Annotated in this window: 19 protein-coding genes; 6 read left to right on the top strand and 13 right to left on the bottom strand. The window is 36.1% G+C overall.

Translation table 11 applies throughout. The annotated features are described in order from the left end of the window. Positions 1-192: 192 nt before the first annotated feature. The 4 genes from BELBA_RS08025 to BELBA_RS08005 form a co-directional block, all read right to left on the bottom strand. On the bottom strand, positions 193-2,685 hold the full coding sequence (locus BELBA_RS08025; protein ID WP_157466071.1) for a hypothetical protein: 2,493 nt from the start codon (positions 2,683-2,685) through the stop codon (positions 193-195). Between the two features lie 34 nt (positions 2,686-2,719). After that, positions 2,720-3,181: a hypothetical protein gene (locus BELBA_RS08020; RefSeq protein ID WP_014772227.1), complete on the bottom strand. Its 462-nt coding sequence runs from the start codon at positions 3,179-3,181 to the stop codon at positions 2,720-2,722. After that, on the bottom strand, positions 3,171-4,346 hold the full coding sequence (locus BELBA_RS08015; RefSeq protein ID WP_083833695.1) for a DUF4221 family protein: 1,176 nt from the start codon (positions 4,344-4,346) through the stop codon (positions 3,171-3,173). The genes BELBA_RS08020 and BELBA_RS08015 overlap by 11 nt, the downstream gene beginning before the upstream one ends. Before the next feature lie 900 nt (positions 4,347-5,246). Beyond that, positions 5,247-6,221 (bottom strand): polyprenyl synthetase family protein, encoded by a 975-nt coding sequence (locus tag BELBA_RS08005; RefSeq protein ID WP_041779580.1) that lies wholly within the window; start codon positions 6,219-6,221, stop codon positions 5,247-5,249. Positions 6,222-6,405: 184 nt separating this feature from the next. Between BELBA_RS08005 and BELBA_RS08000 the strand changes: the two genes are divergently transcribed. From BELBA_RS08000 to BELBA_RS07990, 3 genes are all read left to right on the top strand, one after another. Then, positions 6,406-8,103: a 1-acyl-sn-glycerol-3-phosphate acyltransferase gene (locus tag BELBA_RS08000; RefSeq protein ID WP_014772222.1), complete on the top strand. Its 1,698-nt coding sequence runs from the start codon at positions 6,406-6,408 to the stop codon at positions 8,101-8,103. Then, positions 8,081-9,139, top strand: a complete 1,059-nt coding sequence (locus BELBA_RS07995; RefSeq protein ID WP_041779579.1) for an NAD(P)H-dependent glycerol-3-phosphate dehydrogenase — start codon at positions 8,081-8,083, stop codon at positions 9,137-9,139. The genes BELBA_RS08000 and BELBA_RS07995 overlap by 23 nt, the downstream gene beginning before the upstream one ends. Before the next feature lie 100 nt (positions 9,140-9,239). Continuing rightward, positions 9,240-10,526, top strand: a complete 1,287-nt coding sequence (locus tag BELBA_RS07990; RefSeq protein ID WP_014772220.1) for an APC family permease — start codon at positions 9,240-9,242, stop codon at positions 10,524-10,526. A 30-nt stretch (positions 10,527-10,556) separates the two neighbouring features. On the opposite strand, the gene BELBA_RS07985 is transcribed toward BELBA_RS07990, so the two are convergent. Genes BELBA_RS07985 through BELBA_RS07965 form a run of 5 tightly spaced genes read right to left on the bottom strand, consistent with a single transcriptional unit; the run spans position 10,557 to position 14,066 of the window. Next, a complete protein-coding gene (locus tag BELBA_RS07985; protein ID WP_014772219.1) occupies positions 10,557-10,862 on the bottom strand; it encodes a type II toxin-antitoxin system RelE/ParE family toxin in 306 nt (101 codons plus the stop codon). Continuing rightward, entirely contained in the window at positions 10,859-11,080 is a 222-nt protein-coding gene (locus tag BELBA_RS07980; protein ID WP_014772218.1) for an addiction module protein, read from the bottom strand. Before BELBA_RS07980 ends, BELBA_RS07985 begins: the two co-directional genes overlap by 4 nt. Before the next feature lie 48 nt (positions 11,081-11,128). Next, entirely contained in the window at positions 11,129-12,106 is a 978-nt protein-coding gene (locus tag BELBA_RS07975) for a YpdA family putative bacillithiol disulfide reductase (protein WP_041779578.1), read from the bottom strand. 34 nt (positions 12,107-12,140) lie between these two features. Then, on the bottom strand, positions 12,141-12,911 hold the full coding sequence (locus tag BELBA_RS07970) for an NRDE family protein (protein ID WP_014772216.1): 771 nt from the start codon (positions 12,909-12,911) through the stop codon (positions 12,141-12,143). A 48-nt stretch (positions 12,912-12,959) separates the two neighbouring features. Further along, positions 12,960-14,066, bottom strand: a complete 1,107-nt coding sequence (locus tag BELBA_RS07965) for an alkene reductase (RefSeq protein WP_014772215.1) — start codon at positions 14,064-14,066, stop codon at positions 12,960-12,962. 201 nt (positions 14,067-14,267) lie between these two features. Here BELBA_RS07965 and BELBA_RS07960 point away from each other — a divergent pair, with 201 nt between their 5' ends. Further along, positions 14,268-14,642: a BlaI/MecI/CopY family transcriptional regulator gene (locus BELBA_RS07960; RefSeq protein WP_041779286.1), complete on the top strand. Its 375-nt coding sequence runs from the start codon at positions 14,268-14,270 to the stop codon at positions 14,640-14,642. Next, positions 14,642-17,167: a M56 family metallopeptidase gene (locus BELBA_RS07955; RefSeq protein ID WP_014772213.1), complete on the top strand. Its 2,526-nt coding sequence runs from the start codon at positions 14,642-14,644 to the stop codon at positions 17,165-17,167. The genes BELBA_RS07960 and BELBA_RS07955 overlap by 1 nt, the downstream gene beginning before the upstream one ends. A gap of 197 nt (positions 17,168-17,364) precedes the next feature. On the opposite strand, the gene BELBA_RS07950 is transcribed toward BELBA_RS07955, so the two are convergent. After that, entirely contained in the window at positions 17,365-18,489 is a 1,125-nt protein-coding gene (locus BELBA_RS07950) for a sugar phosphate isomerase/epimerase family protein (RefSeq protein WP_014772212.1), read from the bottom strand. 152 nt (positions 18,490-18,641) lie between these two features. Between BELBA_RS07950 and BELBA_RS07945 the strand changes: the two genes are divergently transcribed. Continuing rightward, the gene (locus BELBA_RS07945) at positions 18,642-19,799 is read left to right on the top strand and encodes a PQQ-dependent sugar dehydrogenase (protein ID WP_014772211.1); all 1,158 of its coding nucleotides are present in this window, start codon (positions 18,642-18,644) and stop codon (positions 19,797-19,799) included. A gap of 52 nt (positions 19,800-19,851) precedes the next feature. Here the strand turns inward: BELBA_RS07945 and BELBA_RS07940 are convergent, their stop codons facing one another. From BELBA_RS07940 to bshA, 3 genes are all read right to left on the bottom strand, one after another. Continuing rightward, positions 19,852-20,667 carry a Rossmann-fold NAD(P)-binding domain-containing protein gene (locus tag BELBA_RS07940; RefSeq protein ID WP_014772210.1) on the bottom strand — a complete coding sequence of 272 codons (816 nt, stop codon included), beginning with the start codon at positions 20,665-20,667 and terminating at the stop codon, positions 19,852-19,854. A gap of 55 nt (positions 20,668-20,722) precedes the next feature. Next, positions 20,723-21,346: a sterol desaturase family protein gene (locus BELBA_RS07935; protein ID WP_041779577.1), complete on the bottom strand. Its 624-nt coding sequence runs from the start codon at positions 21,344-21,346 to the stop codon at positions 20,723-20,725. Between the two features lie 150 nt (positions 21,347-21,496). Further along, the gene (bshA, locus tag BELBA_RS07930; RefSeq protein WP_014772208.1) at positions 21,497-22,642 is read right to left on the bottom strand and encodes an N-acetyl-alpha-D-glucosaminyl L-malate synthase BshA; all 1,146 of its coding nucleotides are present in this window, start codon (positions 22,640-22,642) and stop codon (positions 21,497-21,499) included. Positions 22,643-22,652: the final 10 nt, after the last annotated feature.

Raw genomic sequence — 22,652 nt, 5'->3', positions numbered from 1 at the left:
ATAGATACCCCAAATAAATGTTGTTAAAAATTCAATTCCCCTTCTTCATCACAACAGCGTCTATAAAATCAATACCAACCTTCTTCTTCTTGTCAGGTTTTTCATTGGTGTCTTCATGAAAAACAAGCTTCCCGTTTATCCTATTACATGTAAAAGAGATACATAAGCAATAAAAAAATAGGCTAATAATGCTTATTTCACAACAAACTCAAAGTTCACTTTACCCATTTTTCCATCTGCACTAAGGACTTCAAAATTGCCTGCAAATATGGATCGATTGTCTGAAGTATAAAGCTCAATCTCCGCTTTTCCATTGGAATCTGTAAAAAGATAAGGATACCATCCCAACGTATTTCTATAATCAGCCTCAGGATCATTTTTTGATTCATGATCAGGATATTCTTTGAATTGAAACCCTGACCCCACAAAAAAACCCTTGGTCCTTGTCATATTATACAACTTCATCAATTCTTCATCGGTGTATTTTGGGTATTCGTAAATTTTGTGACTATGTGTATAACTAGGATCTTTTTTGATAATGTAATGACTTCCTCCAGCGATTTTTAGGACATCACCTGTAATTACAAGATATTCTTTTCCTTCTATCGGTTTTTTGTCAGTATAACTACAAATAGGACAATTTAATAGGTCACCATATTGACAAACAAAATCATCATTAAAATCAAATTTTGCTCTTTCAGCTAATTCACCAATGAATTTTTCTCTGTCCTGCTCCATTCGCTTTCCTCTTACTACAAATTCACTTAGAAGGATCATATTCCTATCAAAAGTAGGAAGATCCAGTTTTTGATTTGAACCACCATAATCTATACTTGGGAAGTTAAATCTCGCTGTTTTTAGAATCGATGATAATTCTTCAAAGGGGTCTTTTATTTTAAGAATTATTTCATTTGACCCTTTTGGTAGGGCTTTTATGTAGAGGTATTCATCTTTACCAAAGTCTAACTCTTCAGGGTAGATTTCAAAATTCCCCTCTTGATCCAATGGAATAAATGCTGTATTACCTTCATTATCTCCCCTAAATAAAAGCCCATATTTGGAATCATTCTCTTTGCTAGAATTCCTATATTTTATCTGGCCAGTAAGCTTATTTCCTAGAGGGTATTCTACTGTTCTATAGTTTTCAAATTTTTGTTCCAACCAAATGTATTTTTCAATATTGCTCGATTCTAGAATATTATTGATTTTTCTAAAATCATTTTCCTCTGATAAACTTAGTATTGATTCAAGATTTGGATTCGTCCCCATTTGCGTAATTATATGGGCAAAGGTATATAAGCTTCTATTGTATCTAGAATTCTGGTAAAGCTTGTCCGATACAGTTCCTCCTAATTGTACACCTTCAAGCGGGGTGCCTTTTGAATCTTTCACTGTAAAGGTGACTTTAACTTTTTCTCTGCTTCCGTACTCCTGTTGATTGAGCTTGGCTTCAACAATCAGTTTTCCATTATTCTCTATCCATGTTAATCTTTCCCCAAGTGGTTCAGCTTGATCATTGAATATCGCGATCTCTGCTATTCCTGAGGGAATATTTGTCAATGGAATCTTAATTTGGGAATTGTCTTCAAGTATCAATTCATGGAAAACATGCACGATACCCCTCACTTGTAGCCTCAAAAAGTGTTTTTGACCAGGCCAAGAGGTTTGTATTGTCATCAGGAGGGTGTCAGCCAAAGTATTTAGGTTAATGGTGACTCCGCGATCCTCGATCTGATCAAATACGGTCATTGTATCTGAGGGTGTATCATTCCATAAAATTCTGTAAGATGACCCTTTCTCTGGCTTTACTTTAAATTTACCCAATCCATCACTTCCCATATTGATGAATTGAAGTATTTCTCCATCTTTCAACAATACTCCCTGCCTTGTTTGATTTTCATTATTATCCCCAGCAGCTGACAGCATTACAAAGCTTTCTTGATTATGAATTAATTTTCCACTTTCTGGGTGAAAGGTTATCTCTTTGGGATTTGTGATGTCTTTCAGCTCTATTCTTTGGAAAACATGCTTATTTCCTAAAGTAACATCCAGGTCAATCCATTGACTTCCTGTTCTATTGAGAGGAATTTCTAATCTTCCTTCAAGATTTGACTGAAAGGTGGTTTCATGTATTGATTTCCTTTTTGAGTTGAGCCAAGTAATTTGAATTTTAGCATCTGACAATCTATTACCCTGCTTATCAGATACGATCAGGTTTAAAGTGTCAGAATAATCATCTTGATCAGATAAATTGTGTCTGATGATGATCTCTGGATTGATAAACTGTCTGATCTCTATCTCCTTAAAAGCATGGTAGTCTTTCATTTCATGATAGACGGATGAAGGCGAATAGGCTTCCAAATTGTAAATACCGGGATTTAGGTTTTCATTTAAGAGAACCATACCATCTGTGAATCCTGAGTAAATGCCATACTTCTCTTCCCAAAAAACTTCCCTACTTATTTGATTCACTAATCTTAGATACAAGATGCTATCTCCTTGGTATGGACTTAAAAATTGTCCATCAAGTTGCAAAAATTTGAACCAAAGCTGCTCTCCAGTCTCGTAGATATCTTTGTCTGTCTGCAAATACTCAATAGGTCTGGCATTTTTCCTTGCTTTTTCTTCAAATTCTGCAACCAATACTTTCTCGTACAAAGTTTGGCTTTGAACAAAATTGCTCAAGCTTAAAAAAATTAAATATAAAATAAAGCGGTATTTAATCATCCCAAGTTACTATATCTACTAATGTTTTGTCTGTTTCTGGTGATATATAATCCAATGCTTTGATATGTGACCCTTCCAACCTCAATACAATGGGGTAAATACTTTTATTTGAAGTTAATAAAAACTCATTATCTAAATCAATCAATACATTATCTCTATTTCTTAAATCAACACCTATTTTATTTTGTAACATTTTCAATGATTCAATAGCTGTGAGTATAAAAAAAATATCATTTCTCTCAATGTTATTTTTAATGTATTCTTCTACACCTGAGATACACCCTTGACAACCTAGTCCCGGGAGTATTATCACATATTTATAGGACGAAATTCCATCCAGCTTTGTTAATTGTTGTTCGTAATACACTTTGCCTTCGTCTTTACTTTCACAAGAAAATAAAAAACAAATTGAGGCACAGATAATGAATACTGAACTTAATAACCTAATTTTCATTCTCTATTAGCTTAAATAGTTTAAAAATCATATAATCTTCATTGCTTGATTGAAAATCAATGTACTCTATAAGAAGTCCATCTTGAGACACCATCATATTATCAACATTCCAGTTTTTTAATGTCCCAATATTCGTTTTTCCCAATAAATTGAACTTGTGATCATAAATGATGATGCTGATCGACTTTCCAGATAAATCTTTAAAACCTCCAGTATCTGACAATCCATTCATCAAAACCCGATAATATACATTTTTATATTTATCAAATTTGATCCCTGCATAGATATCTGATTCGATCAAGTGATTGAGCATCATTTCTCTAGTAGGTCTCTTATTTGAGATGGGCTTTACCGTTTTTGAACCACTTTCAAGCGCCTTGATTTCATTCAAATCTTCACTTTCAAGGGAAGCAGTGAATAGGCTATTGGATATCGGAAAACTATAGACCATTAATTTTTCAATTGGGTTCCAATCATAATGTACGGTGGTATAGTAAGGATCATCCCAATTGAACTTGCTACCATATATAGTTTTTGGATAAGAGTGGTTATAAACTATTTCATTGTTGTCTAAACTCAAAGAAGCCGTGAATTTGAAAGAATTCAAGATATTATCAGGAATAGCCCACATGAAACTACCCGAAAAAACCAATTTGTTATCGACCTTAATGAATGGGGTAACGGTTTTAGGGAAAAACTGCGGATAAGATAATATCCAATTATTATCATTCATTGGTGCATTGTTTATCAGCGAAGTTACACTTAACTTTTTTCCTTTATCATTTAACAAAACCAAGTCATTCTTGAGCATATCGAAGACAAATATTGAATCTCTATTCAAGATATGGTATCCCACTGGTCTTAGTACTTGATTCTCTCCCTCAGATGTAAGAACCGTTCTTTCCAGGTATTCATTTTGACTTAAATCGTACCAATAAATTGAGGTGTTGTAGGCATTGAAAAAAGTTAGGATATTATCTTCTTCTAATAATTGAATAAAAGGAGCTTTGGGTGGGCTGACACTATCTAATGGGATGACTAGTCCGTCTTCTTCAGTTAGGGCAAACCTGTCTTGGAAATCACTACTATCAATAGATTTTTGATTACAATAAACCAAAATCAAACATGAAAGCATTAGAATAATTAGTTTAGTAAATTTAAACATGTAGATAGAATAAAGAATTTAAAAAAGAGGCTGTCGTCAAAATTAGATCAGCCTCTTTATATTTAGAAAGTTTTACAAGTCAGATTTCATTAAACTAAGTTTTTTTGAACTATCATTGACTTATAAAAAATATTATCCTCTTACGGCTCTAAGGTAGGAGGTGGCGGAAGTTCAGAACCTCCTCCAGTACCGGGCTGACCATTTTGTGGAGTTGTTGGATCACAGTCAGTATAACCAATAGCAGCAAAGCACATTTTCGACAACGAGCACTTCCCATTCATTATGGCCCCGCTAGGACATTCTGCGAATGTTAAATTAATTCCACTGAATGCAATCAGTAAGGAAAAAGCCGCGATAAAATTTAAACATTTTTTCATCATAACAATTTTTGTTTTGGTTAAAATATGATTTTCATTGACTCTAAAAGTTTGACTACTAATAAAGCTGGTAACAAGAAAGAAAGAAAGAAAGAAAGAAAGAAAGAAGCAAATTTTTAGTTTAAAATATTTTGAATAATTTAAGTTTATAAAAACAACAAAATGACAGTTATTTACATATTTAAACTATTTAAAGTGATATTTCATTTGTTCGTACTTGATTTTTTTAGTTTGAGAAAAATTGAAAGTCTTTGAGGTTTTTCAATTTGATTAACAGCAGCGTGGGTGTTATTTGAATGCGGAATTTCAAATTCCAAGGATAGGTAAGCGTAGATGCAATCTACGCTTAGGGGCACACACCCATTTTTTGAGAAAACCTTAAAACCAACTACTAACCATCTAGGTGTAGTTTGCAACTACACCCTAAATATCTTGACTTCGTGAGTCATTTTATTTGAAAGTGGAATTTCAAATTCCATGGATATGGAAGCGGAGATGCAATCTACGCTTAGAAAAAATCTCCCTACTTCTTCCGCTCTATCGTGTACCTCACCAATCCTTCAAGGGAAGTTTTGTATTCTGAATCGGGGAATTCATTGAGTAGAGTCAGCGCCTCTTCGAAATAGGTATTCATGACTTTATTGGCATATTCCAATCCCCCTGATTTTTTTACAAAATCGATCACTTCATTCACTGCCTTTTTGTCTTCATTCCTATTACGAATCATATAAATGATTCTTTTTTTGTCCAACCAACTAGCATTATTGAGCGCAAAGATTAGCGGAAGAGTCATTTTCTTTTCTTTGATGTCAATTCCTACAGGTTTCCCAATCTCGTCTTCACCATAATCAAAAAGGTCATCTTTGATCTGAAAAGCCATTCCAACTTTCTCTCCGAAATCTCGCATTTTCTCAACCATCACGGCATCTGCACCCGAAGTAGCAGCACCAACAGCACAACAGGAGGCGATCAAACTTGCTGTTTTCTGACGAATGATGGTGTAATAAACTTCTTCGGTAATATCGAGTTTTCTTGCTTTTGCAATCTGCAACAATTCTCCTTCTGACATTTCTCTAACTGCGTGTGAAACAATTCGCAGCAAGTCAAAATCTCCGTTATCAACGCTTAGCAATAATCCTCGGGATAAGAGATAGTCACCAACTAAAACAGCGATTTTATTTTTCCACAGTGCGTTGACAGAAAAAAATCCACGACGATAATTGGCATCATCTACTACATCATCATGCACCAATGTCGCTGTATGAAGCAATTCTATCAGTGCTGCACCCCTGTATGAAGACTCTGAAATCTGACCACTTACACCTGCTGTCAAAAAAACAAACATAGGACGCATTTGCTTTCCTTTCCTCTTTACAATATAATTGGTGATATGATCGAGTAGCTTGACTTTACTTTTCATAAAGTCTCTAAACTTCTTCTCGAACTCCGCCATCTCGGTGGCAATAGGTTGCTGTATTTGTTTGAGGTCAGGCTTCATAGCGCTTTGGTGCTGCAATAATACGACGGATTCCATGTTAGACAAAGCCGTTGGTTTAATAATTCCTATATGAAACTCCTCAAAAGGGAAAACGTTTGCTAAAAACAAGTTTACTTTGACTAAATTGTCACCTAAGGCAAATCTAATTTTTGCTATCTTTGCACATCCTTAAAACCTGAAAGCCTTGACAGACGACTATATTAAACGTAGATACGAACCTATACTTCCTCAAAAGGATGAATGGCCTGTAGTCCGACTCAGCAAAAGCAGGAAGGAGTTCGTAAAAAATGTAGCTGAAGCTAGTAAGAAAAGAATTTTAGAACTCACTGGAGGAAATGTAGCTGTACTCAAAGAAGAACTTGAAACGACACTTTATAGAGAAAAGCTAAGAATCAAGCAGAATCCGTGGGCTGTAGATCCAGATGATGAATATGAGTTTTGGAATACAGTCAAATCCTCACTTCTTCAACTCAGTGCTGATACTTCGACCAATAAATCTGAAAAGAAAAAAAGATATGTTGCCATATTAGACGACATTACAAAGCGCTATGCGGAAGAAATCGCCAGTAATTTCAAACATACTCATTATAAATTCACCAGAACCATCATTACCACAGGTTTTGCAAGGCTACTCAATGCTGCAAGAGTAAAAGGGATTAAAAGGCTTTTTAGCAATCAGTATTCTTTACAGGATAAGATTCAAATAATAGGAGAAACAGAACAACTTCGGGACTTGGCATCAAAGGGAACCATTATTATGGTACCTACACATTTTTCTAACTTAGACAGTATCCTGATCGGGTGGATTATTTCAGTATTGGGGCTCCCGCCTTTCATTTATGGAGCGGGACTGAATCTCTTTAATATTGACATTTTCGCATACTTTATGAATTCACTAGGAGCTTATAAAGTAGATCGCCGAAAAAAAAACCTCCCCTATCTGGAGACATTGAAAACCTATTCTTCCGAGGCAATACAATTTGGAGTTCACAGTTTATTTTTCCCAGGAGGCACACGATCTCGAAGTGGTAAAATCGAGTCTAAACTCAAACTTGGGTTGCTCAGTACCGCTGTAGAGGCACAAAGAGCAAACTACCAAAAAGGAATCAATGATATCAGTGGAAAAGTTTTCATTGTCCCAGTTACGATCAATTACCATTTTGTCCTAGAAGCCCCAAGCCTCATCAAAGAATATTTAAGTATGACAGGCCAGGAAAGGTATTATGCTGAATCAGATGAGTTTTCTACTTCCTACAAAATTTCGAAGTTTCTCCTCAAATTTTTCACTAAAGGATCTGATATTTCTGTGTCAGTAGGAAAAGCCATGGACGTGCTCGGCCATTATGTGGATAAAGACGGGAAAAGTTTGGATAAAAATGGAAGAATCATCAAAACAAGAGATTACTTCATTGCAGACGGAAAAGTCAATGTAGATACCCAAAGAGAAGAGGAATATACAAACAGGCTTGGGAATAGAATTGTACAGGAATTTCACTTAATTAATAGAGTCTTTAGCTCACATTTGGTGGCGTTTACTGCTTTTCAGATGATCAAGAGAGCCAATAAAAAATTAGATTTATTTAATCTACTCAGACTTCCTGAAGAGGATATCATTATTCCTTACGGTGAATTTAAAAGTGAGTGCCAGCGTGTTTTGGATCAGATTTTTGAATTAAAAGCCAACAATAAAATCCATGTTGCCCCTCATTTGAGAAAAGGAATCGATGAAATCATAGCACATGGCTTGGATAATGTCGGCATGTATCATGCAAAACGCCCTTTAGTAAAAGACAGCCAAGAAAATATCATTACAGAGGATATGAGTCTTCTGTATTTTTACCACAACCGACTTGATGGATATGACCTCGAAAAACTCTTCTAAAAAAAAATCAATCGGCGTAGTAGGGATGGGTAGTTTCGGAACTGCCATTGCAAACATGCTTGCCGAGAAAAACCCTGTTGTAGCTTATGCGAGAAGAGCCGAACTTGTTGACGAGATCAACCAAGAGCATAGCGTAGACGGATCTCCGGTGAGTGAAAATATCCTTGCTACACAAGATCCAGAAATGCTTTGCAAATCTTGTGAAATCTTGTTTTTTATGGTTCCTTCCAGTGCTTTTCAGGAAGTAGTGAAGGCATTTTCCCCTTATTTGTACCCATATCATATTATCATTCATGGCACAAAAGGTCTTTGTCTGAATTTACCGAAGGGTAAAACACTCGCAGAAATGGAAGTCATCAAGCGAGAACATATTCTTACAATGAGTGAAGTCATTCTGAAAGAAACTGTCGTAGTAAGAGTTGGCTGCCTTGCGGGTCCCAACTTAGCAAAAGAGCTTGCAAAAGGTCAACCAGCTGCAACTGTTGTAGCAAGCAAATTCAATGAAGTCATTCATCATGGTCAAAACCTATTGCGTTCTGACAAATTCCAAGTTTATGGCAACTCTGACATCATCGGCGTGGAGCTAAGTGGGGTATTGAAAAATATCATCGCTATAGCTGCAGGCGCATTGGCGGGTTTGGGTCTTGGTGAAAATGCGAAGGGCTTGTTGATTTCTCGAGGAATGGTGGAATTGATTTATCTGGGAAATGCATTAGGTGGAAGTTTAAAGTCATTTGTAGGCTTGGCAGGAATTGGAGATTTGGTGACAACATGTAACTCCACATTATCCAGAAACTACACAGTGGGATTCAGGCTTGCACAGGGAGAAAGTCTAGAGATCATCCAAAACACCATGCAGGAAGTAGCAGAAGGAATCAATACAATCAGGCTAATGAAAACATTTGTAGAAGGAACAGGCATGCGAGCGCCAATTACAGAGAATCTGTACAAAGTACTATTTGAGGATTTACAAATTGAAGATGCGCTTCAATATTTGATGAAATATCCCTTCAGTGTAGATGTAGATTTCTTGTAAGAACCATTGGTGTATTCAGATTTGGAAATTGTATATTTTTTAGCCTGATTGAGAATTGATTTTGAATCAGAACCAATCAATTTCAAAAAAATCTAGAATTTTGAAAAATCCACTATCCCTCAAAAGAGGAATTCAGAGATGGGATCTCGTATTTTTGATTATCAACTCAGTGATTGGAGCAGGAATTTTTGCGTTACCAGCAAAAGTTTTTGCTTTGTCAGGCACTTATTCTATTCTAGCTTTTTTGGTTTGTGCTTTCGTGATGATGGTATTGATCTTGGTCTTTGCAGAAGTGAGTTCTAGGTTTGAACAGACTGGTGGCCCTTATCTTTACGTTTACAAAGCTTTCGGAAGCATTCCTGCTTTTGTAATTGGCTGGCTTTTAATGTTGACCCGTCTTTTTAGCTACGCGACCTTGATCAACCTCTTGGTCTTGTATCTCTCCTTTTTCTCAGAGGCATTTAATCAACCTGAAGTGAGAGTAGGAATGATTCTATTAATCACTGTATTGATCACCTATTTCAATTGGATTGGGATCAAGAATACGGCTAAAGTCAGTAATATATTGACAATAGCAAAACTCTTTCCTTTATTGGTTTTTATCCTAATCGGGCTGTTTTTTATTGATTTTGAAAACTTTAAGGATGGCCCTACTCCAACTTTAAATGACTTCTCAGCAGCTTCTCTCCTATTGATTTTTGCCTTTGGGGGTTTTGAAGCCGGCCTAGTCAACAGTGGCGAAATCGTAAATCCTAAAAAAAATCTTCCATTCGGGTTGATTACCGCTTCGGCAGTAATTGCAGGAATTTATATTTTGATACAAGTCGTATCCATTGGCACATTACCAGAATTGGCAAGTTCTGACAAGCCACTTGCTGATGCTGCAACAAGATTTATGGGCTGGTGGGGAGGCGTATTTATCACTATTGGTGCGGTAATTTCTATTTTAGGCACGCTCAATGTCCAAATATTAAGTGGATCAAGATTGCCCTATGCCTTGAGTGAGGAAGATCAACTTCCAAAAATTTTCGGGAAAATCCATCCCAAATTTGCTACTCCCTACATCTCGCTATTGTTTTTTTCTGGACTTGTTGCCTTTGTCGCCATATTTTGGGGATTTATGAATTCTCTTGCCGTATCGGTTATTTCTAGACTTTTGCTTTATGCCTTGGTTTGTGCATCCTTAATCAAACTTCGCAAAAACCAACCTTCTAGTAAGAAATTCTTCAAAATCCGATATGGCAATCAAATGGCAATTGCAGGGATTTTGCTTACCGTTTGGCTTCTTTCAGGAACACAAGCAGAAGAAATCATTGATACCTTGATCTGGACGGGAGCGGGATTAGTGATTTTTATGGTTCATAGTTTGACTAAAAAGAGGGGGTAAAAACGCTAATTATAATTTCGTTAAAGAGAGTTATTTCAACCTTTTCTTCCAAACCTCAGGATCTCTACTTGTGTGAGTAATAGAAAAAACAATTATTAAACTAGTGTCCTCCTCAACCAAAAAATGTATTTGATATGGAAATTTATCAATTAAAATACTTCTAATTCCTTTGTATACAACTTGACAATGCAAAGGGTGCTTTTGTATGTATTTTAATTTTGATCTTAAGCCGATTAAAAATTTCTTCGCTGCTATTTTGTTTTGTTTTTCATACCAAGAAAAAATTTCATCAATATCTCCTTTTGAAGCAGGTAAAAATTTTACTTTGAAGATCATAACCTATCTTCTAATTCTTTTAAAAGGTCTTCCCAATCTAATAAATCGTCAGGATTATTTTTGTAAGATTCGAGCCTTTCATCTAAAAGATTCTTCTGAGCTTCCGATAAAGTAAATCCATGCTCTTCTTTTACCGACTGTAACTTCTGCAAAACTGAAGCATCTTGCAATTGAGAAAGCCAGAGTATTAGATCTAATTTTATAGTCTGAATATCCATAGTGCCAGTTTTTTTAATAAAGATAGCAAAATATCATGTTTTTGCTTATCATCTTTTCCCCAAAATATGTCCTACTATATTCTCTGCATGGACGATGGAGTTTTCAATAAAAAACTCCCTGGTATTTAACCCTCCACAAACTACTCCAGCCAAATAAACTCCAGGGATATTTGATTCTTGATTGGTTTGATCGTAGCAAGGCTGTCGTTTATCATCCAAACTCAATTCTACTCCCAGTTGATTCAACAACGAAAAATTAGGAACATAACCTGTCATCGCCAAGACAAAATCATTTTCGACGACTATTTCACCATCAGGTGTAATGATTACAACTTCAGTTTCTCTAATTTCCTTGATCATTGAATTTGAGAAAGCCTTGATAGATCCTTCTTTTATTCTGTTTTCTACATCAGGTTTCACCCAATATTTGACATTTTCATCAATCCCGTTATTCTTCAAAACCATGGTGACGTCAGCGCCTTTTCTCCATGTTTCGAGTGCAACATCTACAGCTGAATTTGCACCACCAACCACAATGATTTTTTGACCAATATACGGCCAAGGCTCTTTATAATAATGGGAAACTTTCGGCAAATCCTCACCCGGAACATTCATCAAATTGGGAAGATCATAAAAGCCAGTGGACATAATGATATTTCTTGTCAAGTAGGTTTCTTTGGTAGTGACGATTTCAAAAACATCTTGCTTTTTGTTCAAAGTCTTTACCTCTTCATAAAGCCTGATTTTGAGCTTCCATGTTTGAGCTACCCTACGGTAATATTCCAAGGCCTCAGTCCTAGTTGGTTTATGAGAAACAGACATAAAAGGAATTCCACCCATTTCCAATTTATCAGAAGTGGAGAAGAATGTCATGTTCAACGGATAATTGTAAAGCGAATTTGTCAATACACCTTTTTCAACAATTATGTATTTCAAATCTGCTTTTTCACACTCAATCCCGCATGCCAATCCAATCGGGCCAGCTCCAACTACCAGCACATCTAAAATCTCTTTTTGATTTGTCATCATACTATATTAACTACTCTTATAAAAACCTGTTTTATAAAGGATTGAGTACTTCAAATTCTACTTTAGAATCTGAGATTTCTTCTTTCAATTGATCAAAAGTACGCTCCAACATCATCACATGACCTGAATGTTTCCAAAGCAAAACAGTAGAATTTACTGTTCCATAGTAGTCATCAATTCTGATGAATTGTGCGGATAAATGCTTCTCTTGGTGATATGTGGCACCTGTATCAGGAAGCAACTCGTCGGGATCCATTTTCTTTGAATGAACGACTTGAAACATTGAATTGTAATCCAATTGACCTTCCTCAATGTTTTTTGACAAGCGATTTTTAGCCATATTTAGCTTTGTCCAAGGTGTGTCCAAAAGAGCATTACTCAACCCATAAAGTCCTGGCTGAAGTTCTTCGATGCCATCTTTATAATTGGACAAATAACATAAATGTTCTTGATCAGCTACTAGAAGATTAAAGCCTTCATAATTGTGCTTTTCAGCTTCAATTTCTTTCAGATATTCTAATGGAGGAATTTGACTTTCCAGAAAATCTTTAACCAAATCACCTCTAGTTTTAGGGTTTATTTTTGGATTCTTTAGATCTCTGTAATTAGTCAAAGCGGCAAATCTACCATTGGGATGCATTCCCATCCACGTTCCTCCAGCCTTGAGATCTTTTCCAGCAAAAAAACCTTGCTCCCATTTGCCTAAACTGGCACTAGGTCTCTCAAAAAACTCATCTCTATTTCCCACGAGTATCAACTTGTACTCAGGGTGATTATTCCAATTAAAAGCTATTAAACACATACCTGCAAAATATAAAAAAGGCCGAAATATTTCGGCCTTCTTAACTGTTTAAATCGATTTTGAGACAGATAATTTAGGATAATCAGTATAGCCCTTTTCTCCAGGAGTGTAGAAAGTATCTGTATCCCAATCTGCTAAAGGAGCATTTTGCTCAAATCTCTCCACTAAATCTGGATTGGAGATGAAAGGCTTACCAAAAGCTACTGCATCGGCCAAGCCTTCTAAAATATATTGATTCCCTTTTTCTTGGTCAAAATTCGCATTGATGATTAAAGTTCCTTTAAAAACAGGTCTATAGCGCTCTGCAATTTTCGTTACTGCATATGGAATGTCTGAAACATCGTTAAAAGGTTCTGACAAATGAAGGTATGCTAAATTGTATGCATTCAATTTTTCTATGATATAATCGAAAGTTGGAATCGTCTCCTCGTCCATCGTCATTCCGAATATGCCGTTGAGAGATGGATTCAATCTTAATCCGATTTTCTCCTCAGGCATTACTTCTTTGATCGCATCTATTACTTCAAATAAAATTTTTGCTCTGTTTTCAATGCTTCCCCCATATTCATCTGTACGGATATTTGAAGTTTTATTGAAAAACTGATGTAAAAGATAGCCATTTGAAGAATGAATTTCTACCCCATCGAAACCTGCTTCCACTGCATTTTTTGCTGCTAACTGATAATCCAAGATAGTCTGCTTAATTTCTGCAAGTGTCATCTCTTTAGGAGTCTCTGTATCTTTAAATCCTTCAGGTGTAAAGGATTTTGAATTTGGATTGATTGCAGATGGAGCATGCGGCAATTCGCCTCCATGAAAATCCGGATGCGACATTCTGCCTACATGCCAAAGTTGGATGAAAATCTTCCCTCCTTCTTCGTGCACAGCTTCAGTAACCTTTTTCCAGCCTTCTACTTGCGCGTTTGTGTGGATACCCGGAGTGTTGATATACCCGACAGCCTTTTCGGAAATTTGAGCTCCTTCGGTAATGATCAAACCTGCAGAAGCCCGCTGACGGTAGTATTCTACATGAATGTCAAATGGTGCTTTTTCTTCATTTGTCGCTCTACTTCTAGTCATGGGCGCCATGACAACTCTATTCGATAATTGAAGATTACCTTTTTCTAATTTTTCTAAAAGTGGTTGCTTATTCATTTTAATAATTGGTTTTTGATTTAATGTATATACAACTATTATTAAACAAGCTTCGTTCCAAGATCAGTTTTTAGAATATTGGAAGCATCGTAAACAACTATCTTCTTGTACTTTAATTTTAATACGAAAAAAATCGTATTAAAATTTGGAATACGATATTCTTCGTATAACTTTGTACGAAACATATCGTACATCAGAATTATGAAAGCGAAACCCACTGAATCTGAACTGGAAATTCTTCAAGTCGTCTGGCAAAAAGAAAAAGTTACCGTAAGGGAAGTTCATGAACATCTTGCATCTATCAAAGATACCGGCTACACGACTACCTTAAAACAAATGCAGAATATGCATGGAAAGGGCTTGCTCCATCGAGACGAACAAAATAGAACGCACACTTATACTGCTGCAATCGAAGAGCAGGCAACACAAAAAAACTTGGTGCAAAATTTTATGGCAAGTGCCTTCGGTGGCTCAGCAAAAAATCTAGTAATGCAGGCCTTGGGTCAAGGGAATCCTTCGAAAGAGGAGTTAGATGAAATTCGTGCTTTTTTAGATCAGATTGAAAATGAAAAATAATGGAATGGATCAATGAAATCATACCGGAAAACTACCTCTATGCAATAGGTTGGATGCTCGTACATTCACTTTGGCAGATTGCGGGACTTGGTGTAGTTTTATGGTTTTCGCTTGGATTTTTACAAAATAAATCTGCAGCCTTCAAATACCGAATGGGAGTTATTTCCTTGTTTGTTCTTGTTCTGAGTAGCATAAGTACTTCGATTTTCTATTTTGAACCTGCAAGTGAATCGACCGCTACACAGGAGATTTTTATTCCAGAAAATGCTGCGATTTATTTGCCCACAGATTTTGAAGCTCCTCAGACTTCTCAAACAACCTTTGAAGTCCTCTCTGAACAAATAGAAAGGAGAATCCCAGCACTTGTTAATCTTTGGCTAATCGGAGCAATCCTCTTTATGGTCAAGTTTGGTGGTTCATTGGCGGAGCTAAGGAGTTTAAGTTCAAAACCCAAAAAGGAGATTGATGGAAAATGGAAGACTGCTTTAATAGACTTTTCCCAAAAACTTAAGGTAAAACAAACTGTCAAACTATTTCAAAGCAAGTTTGTCTACTCACCAGTGACTTACGGAGTTTTTAAACCTGTCATATTGATTCCCGCAGGATTGATTTTTCAACTCAGCCCAAATCAATTGGAGGCCATCATTGCACACGAATTGGCACATATCAAAAGATATGATTATCTGGTCAATCTGATGCAATCAGCTATGGAAGTGATCTTTTTCTTCCATCCCGTTTTTTGGTATATCAATTCCATTATCAAAACTGAACGCGAACATGCTTGCGATGATGCAGCTATCCAAGTAGGTGTCCATGCCCGCGATTTGGCTAAGGCACTTGTTATAATTGTCAACCATGCCAAGCAATCACAACAACAACTCGCTTTGGCGGCTGCGAAATCAAAGACTCCTACTTTAGATAGAATTAAAAGAATTATGGGTTTTCACACCTCCCACAAACAAACTTCCACTTTAACCAGCTTTACCATGATGATTACATTAATTCTCAGCGCCTCACTGATTCTTGGCGCCCATGCAGATAAATCCGCTGACTCAAAATCAGATCTAATGCTCACTCAGATTCAATCTGAAATAAACTTGGAAAGTGATTTTTGGCTGAATTTTGAGCAAGATGAAAATTCAGGAAAAATTCTAGAAAAGGAGATTGCTGAGGGCCTAAAACAAAATCTAGGAACATCACTCAAAGAACTTAACCAGTCTTTATCCTTTATGTCAAAAGCCTTCTCTGGTTTTTCTGACAAGTCTGAAAATCCAAAATCCTATGATTTCAAAGTGAGTTTTTCTGAAGATGGAAAACCTTTCTCTTTTGAAGATATTTCTGAAGAGATGGAATCTAAACTTTTATCAAGTTTTGATAATTATAAATTCATTGGAGATACGCTTCATGTTTGGTCTGACTTTCAAAATCTAAATAGCAAAGGTGAAAAACTAAAGTCATCACAAAGCTCTCCAATCATTATCAAGGAGTTTAAAGGAGATTCTACTATACTTTTGAAATTACTTAATAGCCCCAATATTAAGGCTGACTCTTTACTTTCATTTAAAATGAATAATAATTCAATTTTTAAACTGAACAACTCCAATTTGAAAATTGAATCAATTGATGAAAAATTCAAAAATAACGAAGGTATAACTCATACTTTAAGAGTTGCTCCATTGGAATTTCAAGGGGATGATTTCAGTGCGATGCCTCTACTAACACTTTCTGATAAAATGATTATTCCTCATATTAGCATAGATTCTATTAAAAAACTAAATCCTAGTTTTGCAAAAATTAGAATTGGTCAAGATTTGAATGAACTCACATTGGCTGAATTAGAACTTGCTCGGGTTAAGACTGCTGGGGCCAAACAAATTCAGACTTTTAATTTAGCTAAAATCCAAAGCACTCCAAAAGTTGGATTTTATACCAACCCTACCATCTTTTACCCAAGTATAGGAGATACCACAGATTTCTATGCTAAAGCACTCGGAGAAGCTGCAGAAAAACTGAGTAAGGCAAAGACAAAAGAAGAAAAGGAGGAGGCAATGAAAGAGATTTCTGTCCTAACTGAAAAAATTGCGGCATTATCAGAATCAAGAAAGCGGATGGCAAATGTTAACCAAAATGATTCGATTATTTCTCTAGTTAAAAAACAAGCCGAAATGGCAAAGTTAAAAGCGGAATCTTTGAAGCCATTGATGGAAGAATATGCTAAAGAAATGGCAGAATGGCAAAAGCAATACGAGCCATTAATGAAAGAATATCAAGAAAAAATGAAGGCTTATGAAAAGCAACTTCAACCATTAATGGAAGAATATCAGGCTAAAATGAAGCAGTTCGAAGAAGAAGCCAGACCCTTGATGCAAGAATATCAGCAAAAAATGGAAGAATGGCAGAAAGCCAATCAGCCAAAAATAGATGAGTTTCATCAAAAAATGAAAGAGTGGCAAAAAGAGCATTCACTCAAAATGCAAGAACTCCAAAAAGAGCTTGAAGAGAAAATAAAGAAAGAAAACAACTGATTAATATAAGAATCCGAACAACCCAAGTGGTATCCTATTTCCAAAACCGATTTCCATGTTATCCATCAAAAGGAATGTATTCTCGGTTTTGGAAATTTGTTATTTACACTTAACAAAAGTTACTATTTTATGTAAATCAGAAATAACATATTTCTTAAATAGAGTGATTTTTTTTAAGATTTCTACTTCGAAAGAAATCAAGAAAGTTCTTTCATCGTCATAATCGGAATCTCTTTTTTATTCAAATTTTTCAAAGGTTTAATATCAGACTGCAGATAAGTATATCCATCTTCTTGCAAAGACCAAAGTAATGGGGCAAGATTTTGAACTGCTGCTTTGCACCCTTGCATGATAGCAGCCATGTTGCCCGTTTGCTTTGAGAGCTTGGCTTCATTTTCGATTTCAAAGGGTCCTTCAAAGCCCTTTTCTCTCAATGCCATTACAAACTTCCTCCAATCCATCGAATCACCCAGTCCAAAGCCAGGTAAAGTTGCTTCATAATGGTGTCTATCCCATTCATTGGTACTGTTAGGAATCCCTGCTTTCTCGGCCCACTCCGCTTTAACCCTTTGCATAGGATACATATTTCCCCAAAATGGATCAGAAATATTCCTAGTGGATTTGACATGGATTCTTTTTAGTCTTGTTAACTCGGTATGCTTGATTACTTCTACAGGGTCAGTGTTCTGCCAAACATCATGTGATGGGTCATATATCTCTCCATGTGCATGGCTTGGAATCAATTGATACATAATTTTCCGAGCTGCCAATACTCCTGTTAGATTATTAAAAGTGGTGGAATAGCCCGAAGATCGCCAACCTTCCATTGGGCAGTTTTCATACAAAACCGTCACTCCCAGACTCTCTGCATACTTAATAATAGGTGTGAAAATTCTTTGATATTCTTCTAGATTTCTTTCAAAACCATTTTCCAAATTTCCCAATTCATGATTGTAGCCGACGAAAGTTCCAACCTTAACATCATTCTCATCCCCTCCGAGAAGATGTGCCATTCGGATTAATTTCAAGAGATGGTTTTGATTTTTTAATTTCTGATCTTCAGCTCCACCAATTAAATTATCAAAGGCTCCAATTGACAATCTTAATTTTGCTTGATTAAATTTATCAATAAGTTGACCGGCACTATTTAAATCAAAGTTTTCATAATCTATATGAGTAGCAACAAAGTCATCTCGCGTCCCATCCCTTCTAAATACACAGACATCTAAGCCTTGTACCTCAGCTTCTTTTGCTTTGGCTATGGTTTGATCCAGATCCAACTGATCAAATGCAGAGGTCATGATCCAAATTTGATTCTTCATCATACTTTTATCTTTTAAAATAATTTTAAATGACTCGTCAATGCAAACTACTTCTACCTCCTAAATGAAGACAATGGAATGCCATTTGCATAATATCACAAACAATTGAATGGGAAATTGATTAATTTTGTAAGAAAACCAACTTCGTAGATATGAAATTACACAAAAATTTAGCTTTTATTTTGAGTGCCAGTTTATTCTCAGGAATAATTGCTTGCTCAGAACCATCAGATAAAGTAGAAACAATAGAACCTGACCCATTTGCGGTGACGTCTGAAAAATTGACTTTCTCTGTTGATACCTTGTTCACAGACTTTGAAAACCCTTGGGGAATGACTTGGCTTCCTGATGGAAGAATGCTTGTCACAGAGAGAAAGGGCGAAATCCTGATTTTTAAAGACGACAAATTCACTGGCGAAAAACTAACGGGGGTTCCTGCTGTCCATGAAGTCAATCAGGCTGGACTTTTGGATATCGCTGTTCATCCAGATTATGCAAACAATGGCTGGATCTACTTGGCTTATGCCAAAGATATGGGTGAAGGCGGTGTTTTGGTGATTTCAAGAGCCAAGCTAGAAGGCAACGCTTTGGTAAATTTGGAAGAGCTCGCAGTCAATATGCCAGAATGGAAAGGCGGAAGACACTTCGGGACAAGAATCGTTTTTGACAATGAAAATTATCTTTATTATTCAAATGGAGATAAAGGAAATAGACCACAAAATGCTCAAGAATTAGATAATTCACATGGTAAGATTCATAGAATCCATGATGATGGAAGAATCCCATCTGACAATCCTTTTGTAGATGTAGCTGGTGCTATCCCAACGATTTGGACATATGGGAATAGAAATCCTCAAGGAATCATTTTTGATAAAGAAAACAACAGACTTTGGGCAGTAGAACATGGCCCTAAAGGTGGTGATGAATTAAACTTGATCGAAAAAGGAAAAAACTACGGTTGGCCAGAGATCACTTATGGCATCGACTATGATGGTTCTATCATCACAGAAGAAACAGAGAAAGAGGGAATGGTACAACCAGTTACTTACTGGGTCCCATCCATAGCGACTTGTGGTATGACATTAGTTACTTCTGATAAATATCCGAATTGGAAAGGTAATATACTTGTAGCTGGCTTAGCTGGTCAACAGGTTGCAAGAGTAGAATTGGATGGTACAAACTATCTTGGACAAGAAAAGCTTCTTGATGGAATTGGAAGAGTGAGACAAATATCTCAAAGTCCTGACGGATATCTTTATGCTATTGTAGAAGCAACTGGATTGATGGTAAAACTCATTCCTCAGAATTAATCAAAGAATAAATTAAAAAGAGGCTATTCTGATCTTGAATGGCCTCTTTTTTTTATACCTGATCCCAAAAATCTAAAGGATCTGAAATTTTAAATTCAAAACCTGTTTCGAGGATTTTATTACAAGAGATTTTTTTCCATAATTTAGTTTCGGACTTGTCATAAGATTTGGGAGGATCAAAACCTAGCTCCTTAGCATTCTTTTCATAGACTTCTTTTCTCTGAGGGTGTAAAGGTGTCACTCCATTAAAAGTCTCGTTCCAAAGATTTTTTTCAATGATCCAAGACAATAAGTTTACTGCATCATCTCTATGAATATAATTCACGGGAGAGTCCCCCTCCACATTTTCTTTCCCTGAAAAATACCTGCCAGGAATCCTATCTACACCAAGCAAGCCTCCAAACCTAACTACGGTTAAATCGTATTGCTTATCTTTCCAAAGTAAGTTTTCTGCATCAAACAAAGCAATATTACCTGTATTCTTTTTGGAAAGTAAATCTGCTTCTCTTGCAACCTGATTTTCGTCTGGATAAACTGATGTTGCCGAGACGTAAATAACCTTTGAAATCCCCGATTGATTGATCAATTCCTTTAAATATTTGATCTGCTCTGGATGAAATGTGGGGTCAGCAGTGCGTGTTCGAGGAGGAATATTTATTACAATCAAATCTGCTTGAAAAAGTCTTTGAAATTCACTTCCTTCTGGGTGTGGATTAAATTTCAAAACTGCATTGTTGTAGCCCTTTTTTGTTAAGAAAATTGATTTTTCTATGGTTGTCGTACTACCTATCACCTGGTGACCAAGATTCATCAAGTGATCTGCTAATGGGAGGCCCAGCCAACCTAATCCTACTATTGAAATTTTCATAATAAATTTTCAAGTAAAAAAACCCTCTTCAAAAGAAGAGGGTTAAATTTATTTATCATTTTTTCGGCATTGTACCTAAAATATAATCCCACAGCGGTGAGCTTACTCCAAAAGCTACATCCGGATCTTTATAATGATGAACTGCATGGTTTACCCAAAGCACTTTTAAAAAATTCTTTGGTGGCTGATAGGCGTGTACTATGTAGTGAACTCCTAAATAAGCTGAATAACCTAATAAAAACCCAGGAAGGAAATATAAGGCATAATCTCCCATGATTAAGGTAAATACCAAATAAAATACCAAGGCATAAAAAGCACTTATAAAAGGAGGCATTGCCAACCTGTCTTTATCCTTAGGATAGTCATGATGAACACCATGAACGGAATACTGCAACTTATCTTTGGCAGGGGTATCCGGTTCCATATGAAAGAAATGTTTGTGCATCATGTATTCTACAAATGTAAATACAAATAATCCTGCAAGCAGAAGTAATAAGCCTATAGATAAGTTAATTGAAGTACTAGTGAGTGCATAATAAAATGAAACTGCACTAATGCTGAGAAACATAACAATAGGAATACTAATATGTGTTCTTGAAATTCTTTCTAAAAGTGGATTATCAAACATATGAGCTGACCCATTATTGTCTGGTCTATCCAATCTTCCTATTTTTTTCATTGTGGCACTCATAATTGCAGATTTTTTTAAGACCTGAGATTTGAAATTTTCATGTAAGAATGACTTCAACTTTTGTACATGTTCGGTTCAAATTTAATACCAATGGATTATATAACGAACAAAACTTCAAAAAGTTAAAATTTCATAATCTTAAATTTTAGCCAAGAGAGCCTTAGATTTTTCTATAGTTTGGTGATAAAAAGCCTCGTACATCGGTAGAATATTCGTCACATCAAATTCTTTAGCTCTCTTCAAAGCTCTATCTTTAAAACCTGGAAGATTTTCATTTTTCAAAATCTCCAAAGCTCTTTCCGTCATTGTCTCAACATCACCTACATTACATACATAGCCTGTTTCTCCATCGATGTTCAATTCAGGAATCCCACCAGCGTTCGAAGATAAAATAGGAACCTCACAGGCCATAGCCTCTAATGCTGCTAGACCAAAACTTTCCTTTTCAGATGGCATCATAAATAAATCCGCAACAGACAAGACTTCCTCAACTGCTTCTAATTTACCTAAGAACCTAATGTCATCACATGTGCCCAGTTCTCGACATAGTCTTTCCATCTTGTCTCTTTCAGGCCCATCTCCTACTAGAAGTAATTTGGCAGGGATTACTTTTCTCACTTCAAAGAAAACCTTAATGACATCCTCCACCCTCTTCACTTTTCTAAAATTAGATGTATGAACGATTAATTTCTCATTATGAGGACAGATGGCAAGTTTGAAATGATCCTTTTTCTGTTTTTTGAATCGGTCAAGATCTATGAAATTTGGAATTACTTCAATATCTCTCTTTACAGGAAAAAGCTCATAAGTCGCTTTTCTTAAATCTTCTGATACCGCTGTGACACCATCAGACTGATTGATACTAAAAGTCACTACAGGTTCATAGCTAGGGTCTTTGCCTACCAAGGTAATGTCTGTTCCATGAAGGGTTGTCACTACAGGAATATAAATACCTTCTTCCTTTAAGATTTGCTTAGCCATATAAGCCGCAGAAGCATGAGGAATGGCATAGTGAACATGCAGTAAATCAAGCTGTTCATACTTGACAACATTGACCATTTTACTAGCTAATGCAAGTTCGTAGGGAGCATGTTCGAATAATGGATAACTTTTGATATCTACTTCGTGATAGAATAAGTTTTCACTAAAAAAATCCAACCTAGTGGGCTGCCTGTATGTAATAAAATGAATTTGATGCCCTTCTTTGGCCAAAGCTTTTCCTAATTCAGTAGCTACGACACCACTACCTCCAAATGTTGGATAACAGACAATTCCTATTTTCATAATATTTTTC

Origin of the sequence: Belliella baltica DSM 15883 (assembly GCF_000265405.1) — a bacterium.
Lineage (GTDB): Bacteria > Bacteroidota > Bacteroidia > Cytophagales > Cyclobacteriaceae > Belliella > Belliella baltica.
The sequence above is the reverse complement of the archived record's forward strand: the minus strand, read 5'-3'. Positions and strand labels throughout refer to the sequence as shown.

What these genes read in the sequence shown, in the direction of transcription:
- BELBA_RS08020 (WP_014772227.1), bottom strand. Translation starts at nt 3,181, where the DNA reads ATGAAAATTAGGTTATTAAGTTCAGTATTCATTATCTGTGCCTCAATT.
- BELBA_RS08015 (WP_083833695.1), bottom strand. Translation starts at nt 4,346, where the DNA reads ATGTTTAAATTTACTAAACTAATTATTCTAATGCTTTCATGTTTGATT.
- BELBA_RS08005 (WP_041779580.1), bottom strand. Translation starts at nt 6,221, where the DNA reads ATGAAGCCTGACCTCAAACAAATACAGCAACCTATTGCCACCGAGATG.
- BELBA_RS07995 (WP_041779579.1), top strand. Translation starts at nt 8,081, where the DNA reads ATGACCTCGAAAAACTCTTCTAAAAAAAAATCAATCGGCGTAGTAGGG.
- BELBA_RS07985 (WP_014772219.1), bottom strand. Translation starts at nt 10,862, where the DNA reads ATGATCTTCAAAGTAAAATTTTTACCTGCTTCAAAAGGAGATATTGAT.
- BELBA_RS07980 (WP_014772218.1), bottom strand. Translation starts at nt 11,080, where the DNA reads ATGGATATTCAGACTATAAAATTAGATCTAATACTCTGGCTTTCTCAA.
- BELBA_RS07975 (WP_041779578.1), bottom strand. Translation starts at nt 12,106, where the DNA reads ATGACAAATCAAAAAGAGATTTTAGATGTGCTGGTAGTTGGAGCTGGC.
- BELBA_RS07970 (WP_014772216.1), bottom strand. Translation starts at nt 12,911, where the DNA reads ATGTGTTTAATAGCTTTTAATTGGAATAATCACCCTGAGTACAAGTTG.
- BELBA_RS07965 (WP_014772215.1), bottom strand. Translation starts at nt 14,066, where the DNA reads ATGAATAAGCAACCACTTTTAGAAAAATTAGAAAAAGGTAATCTTCAA.
- BELBA_RS07960 (WP_041779286.1), top strand. Translation starts at nt 14,268, where the DNA reads ATGAAAGCGAAACCCACTGAATCTGAACTGGAAATTCTTCAAGTCGTC.
- BELBA_RS07955 (WP_014772213.1), top strand. Translation starts at nt 14,642, where the DNA reads ATGGAATGGATCAATGAAATCATACCGGAAAACTACCTCTATGCAATA.
- BELBA_RS07950 (WP_014772212.1), bottom strand. Translation starts at nt 18,489, where the DNA reads ATGAAGAATCAAATTTGGATCATGACCTCTGCATTTGATCAGTTGGAT.
- BELBA_RS07945 (WP_014772211.1), top strand. Translation starts at nt 18,642, where the DNA reads ATGAAATTACACAAAAATTTAGCTTTTATTTTGAGTGCCAGTTTATTC.
- BELBA_RS07940 (WP_014772210.1), bottom strand. Translation starts at nt 20,667, where the DNA reads ATGAAAATTTCAATAGTAGGATTAGGTTGGCTGGGCCTCCCATTAGCA.
- BELBA_RS07935 (WP_041779577.1), bottom strand. Translation starts at nt 21,346, where the DNA reads ATGAAAAAAATAGGAAGATTGGATAGACCAGACAATAATGGGTCAGCT.
- bshA (WP_014772208.1), bottom strand. Translation starts at nt 22,642, where the DNA reads ATGAAAATAGGAATTGTCTGTTATCCAACATTTGGAGGTAGTGGTGTC.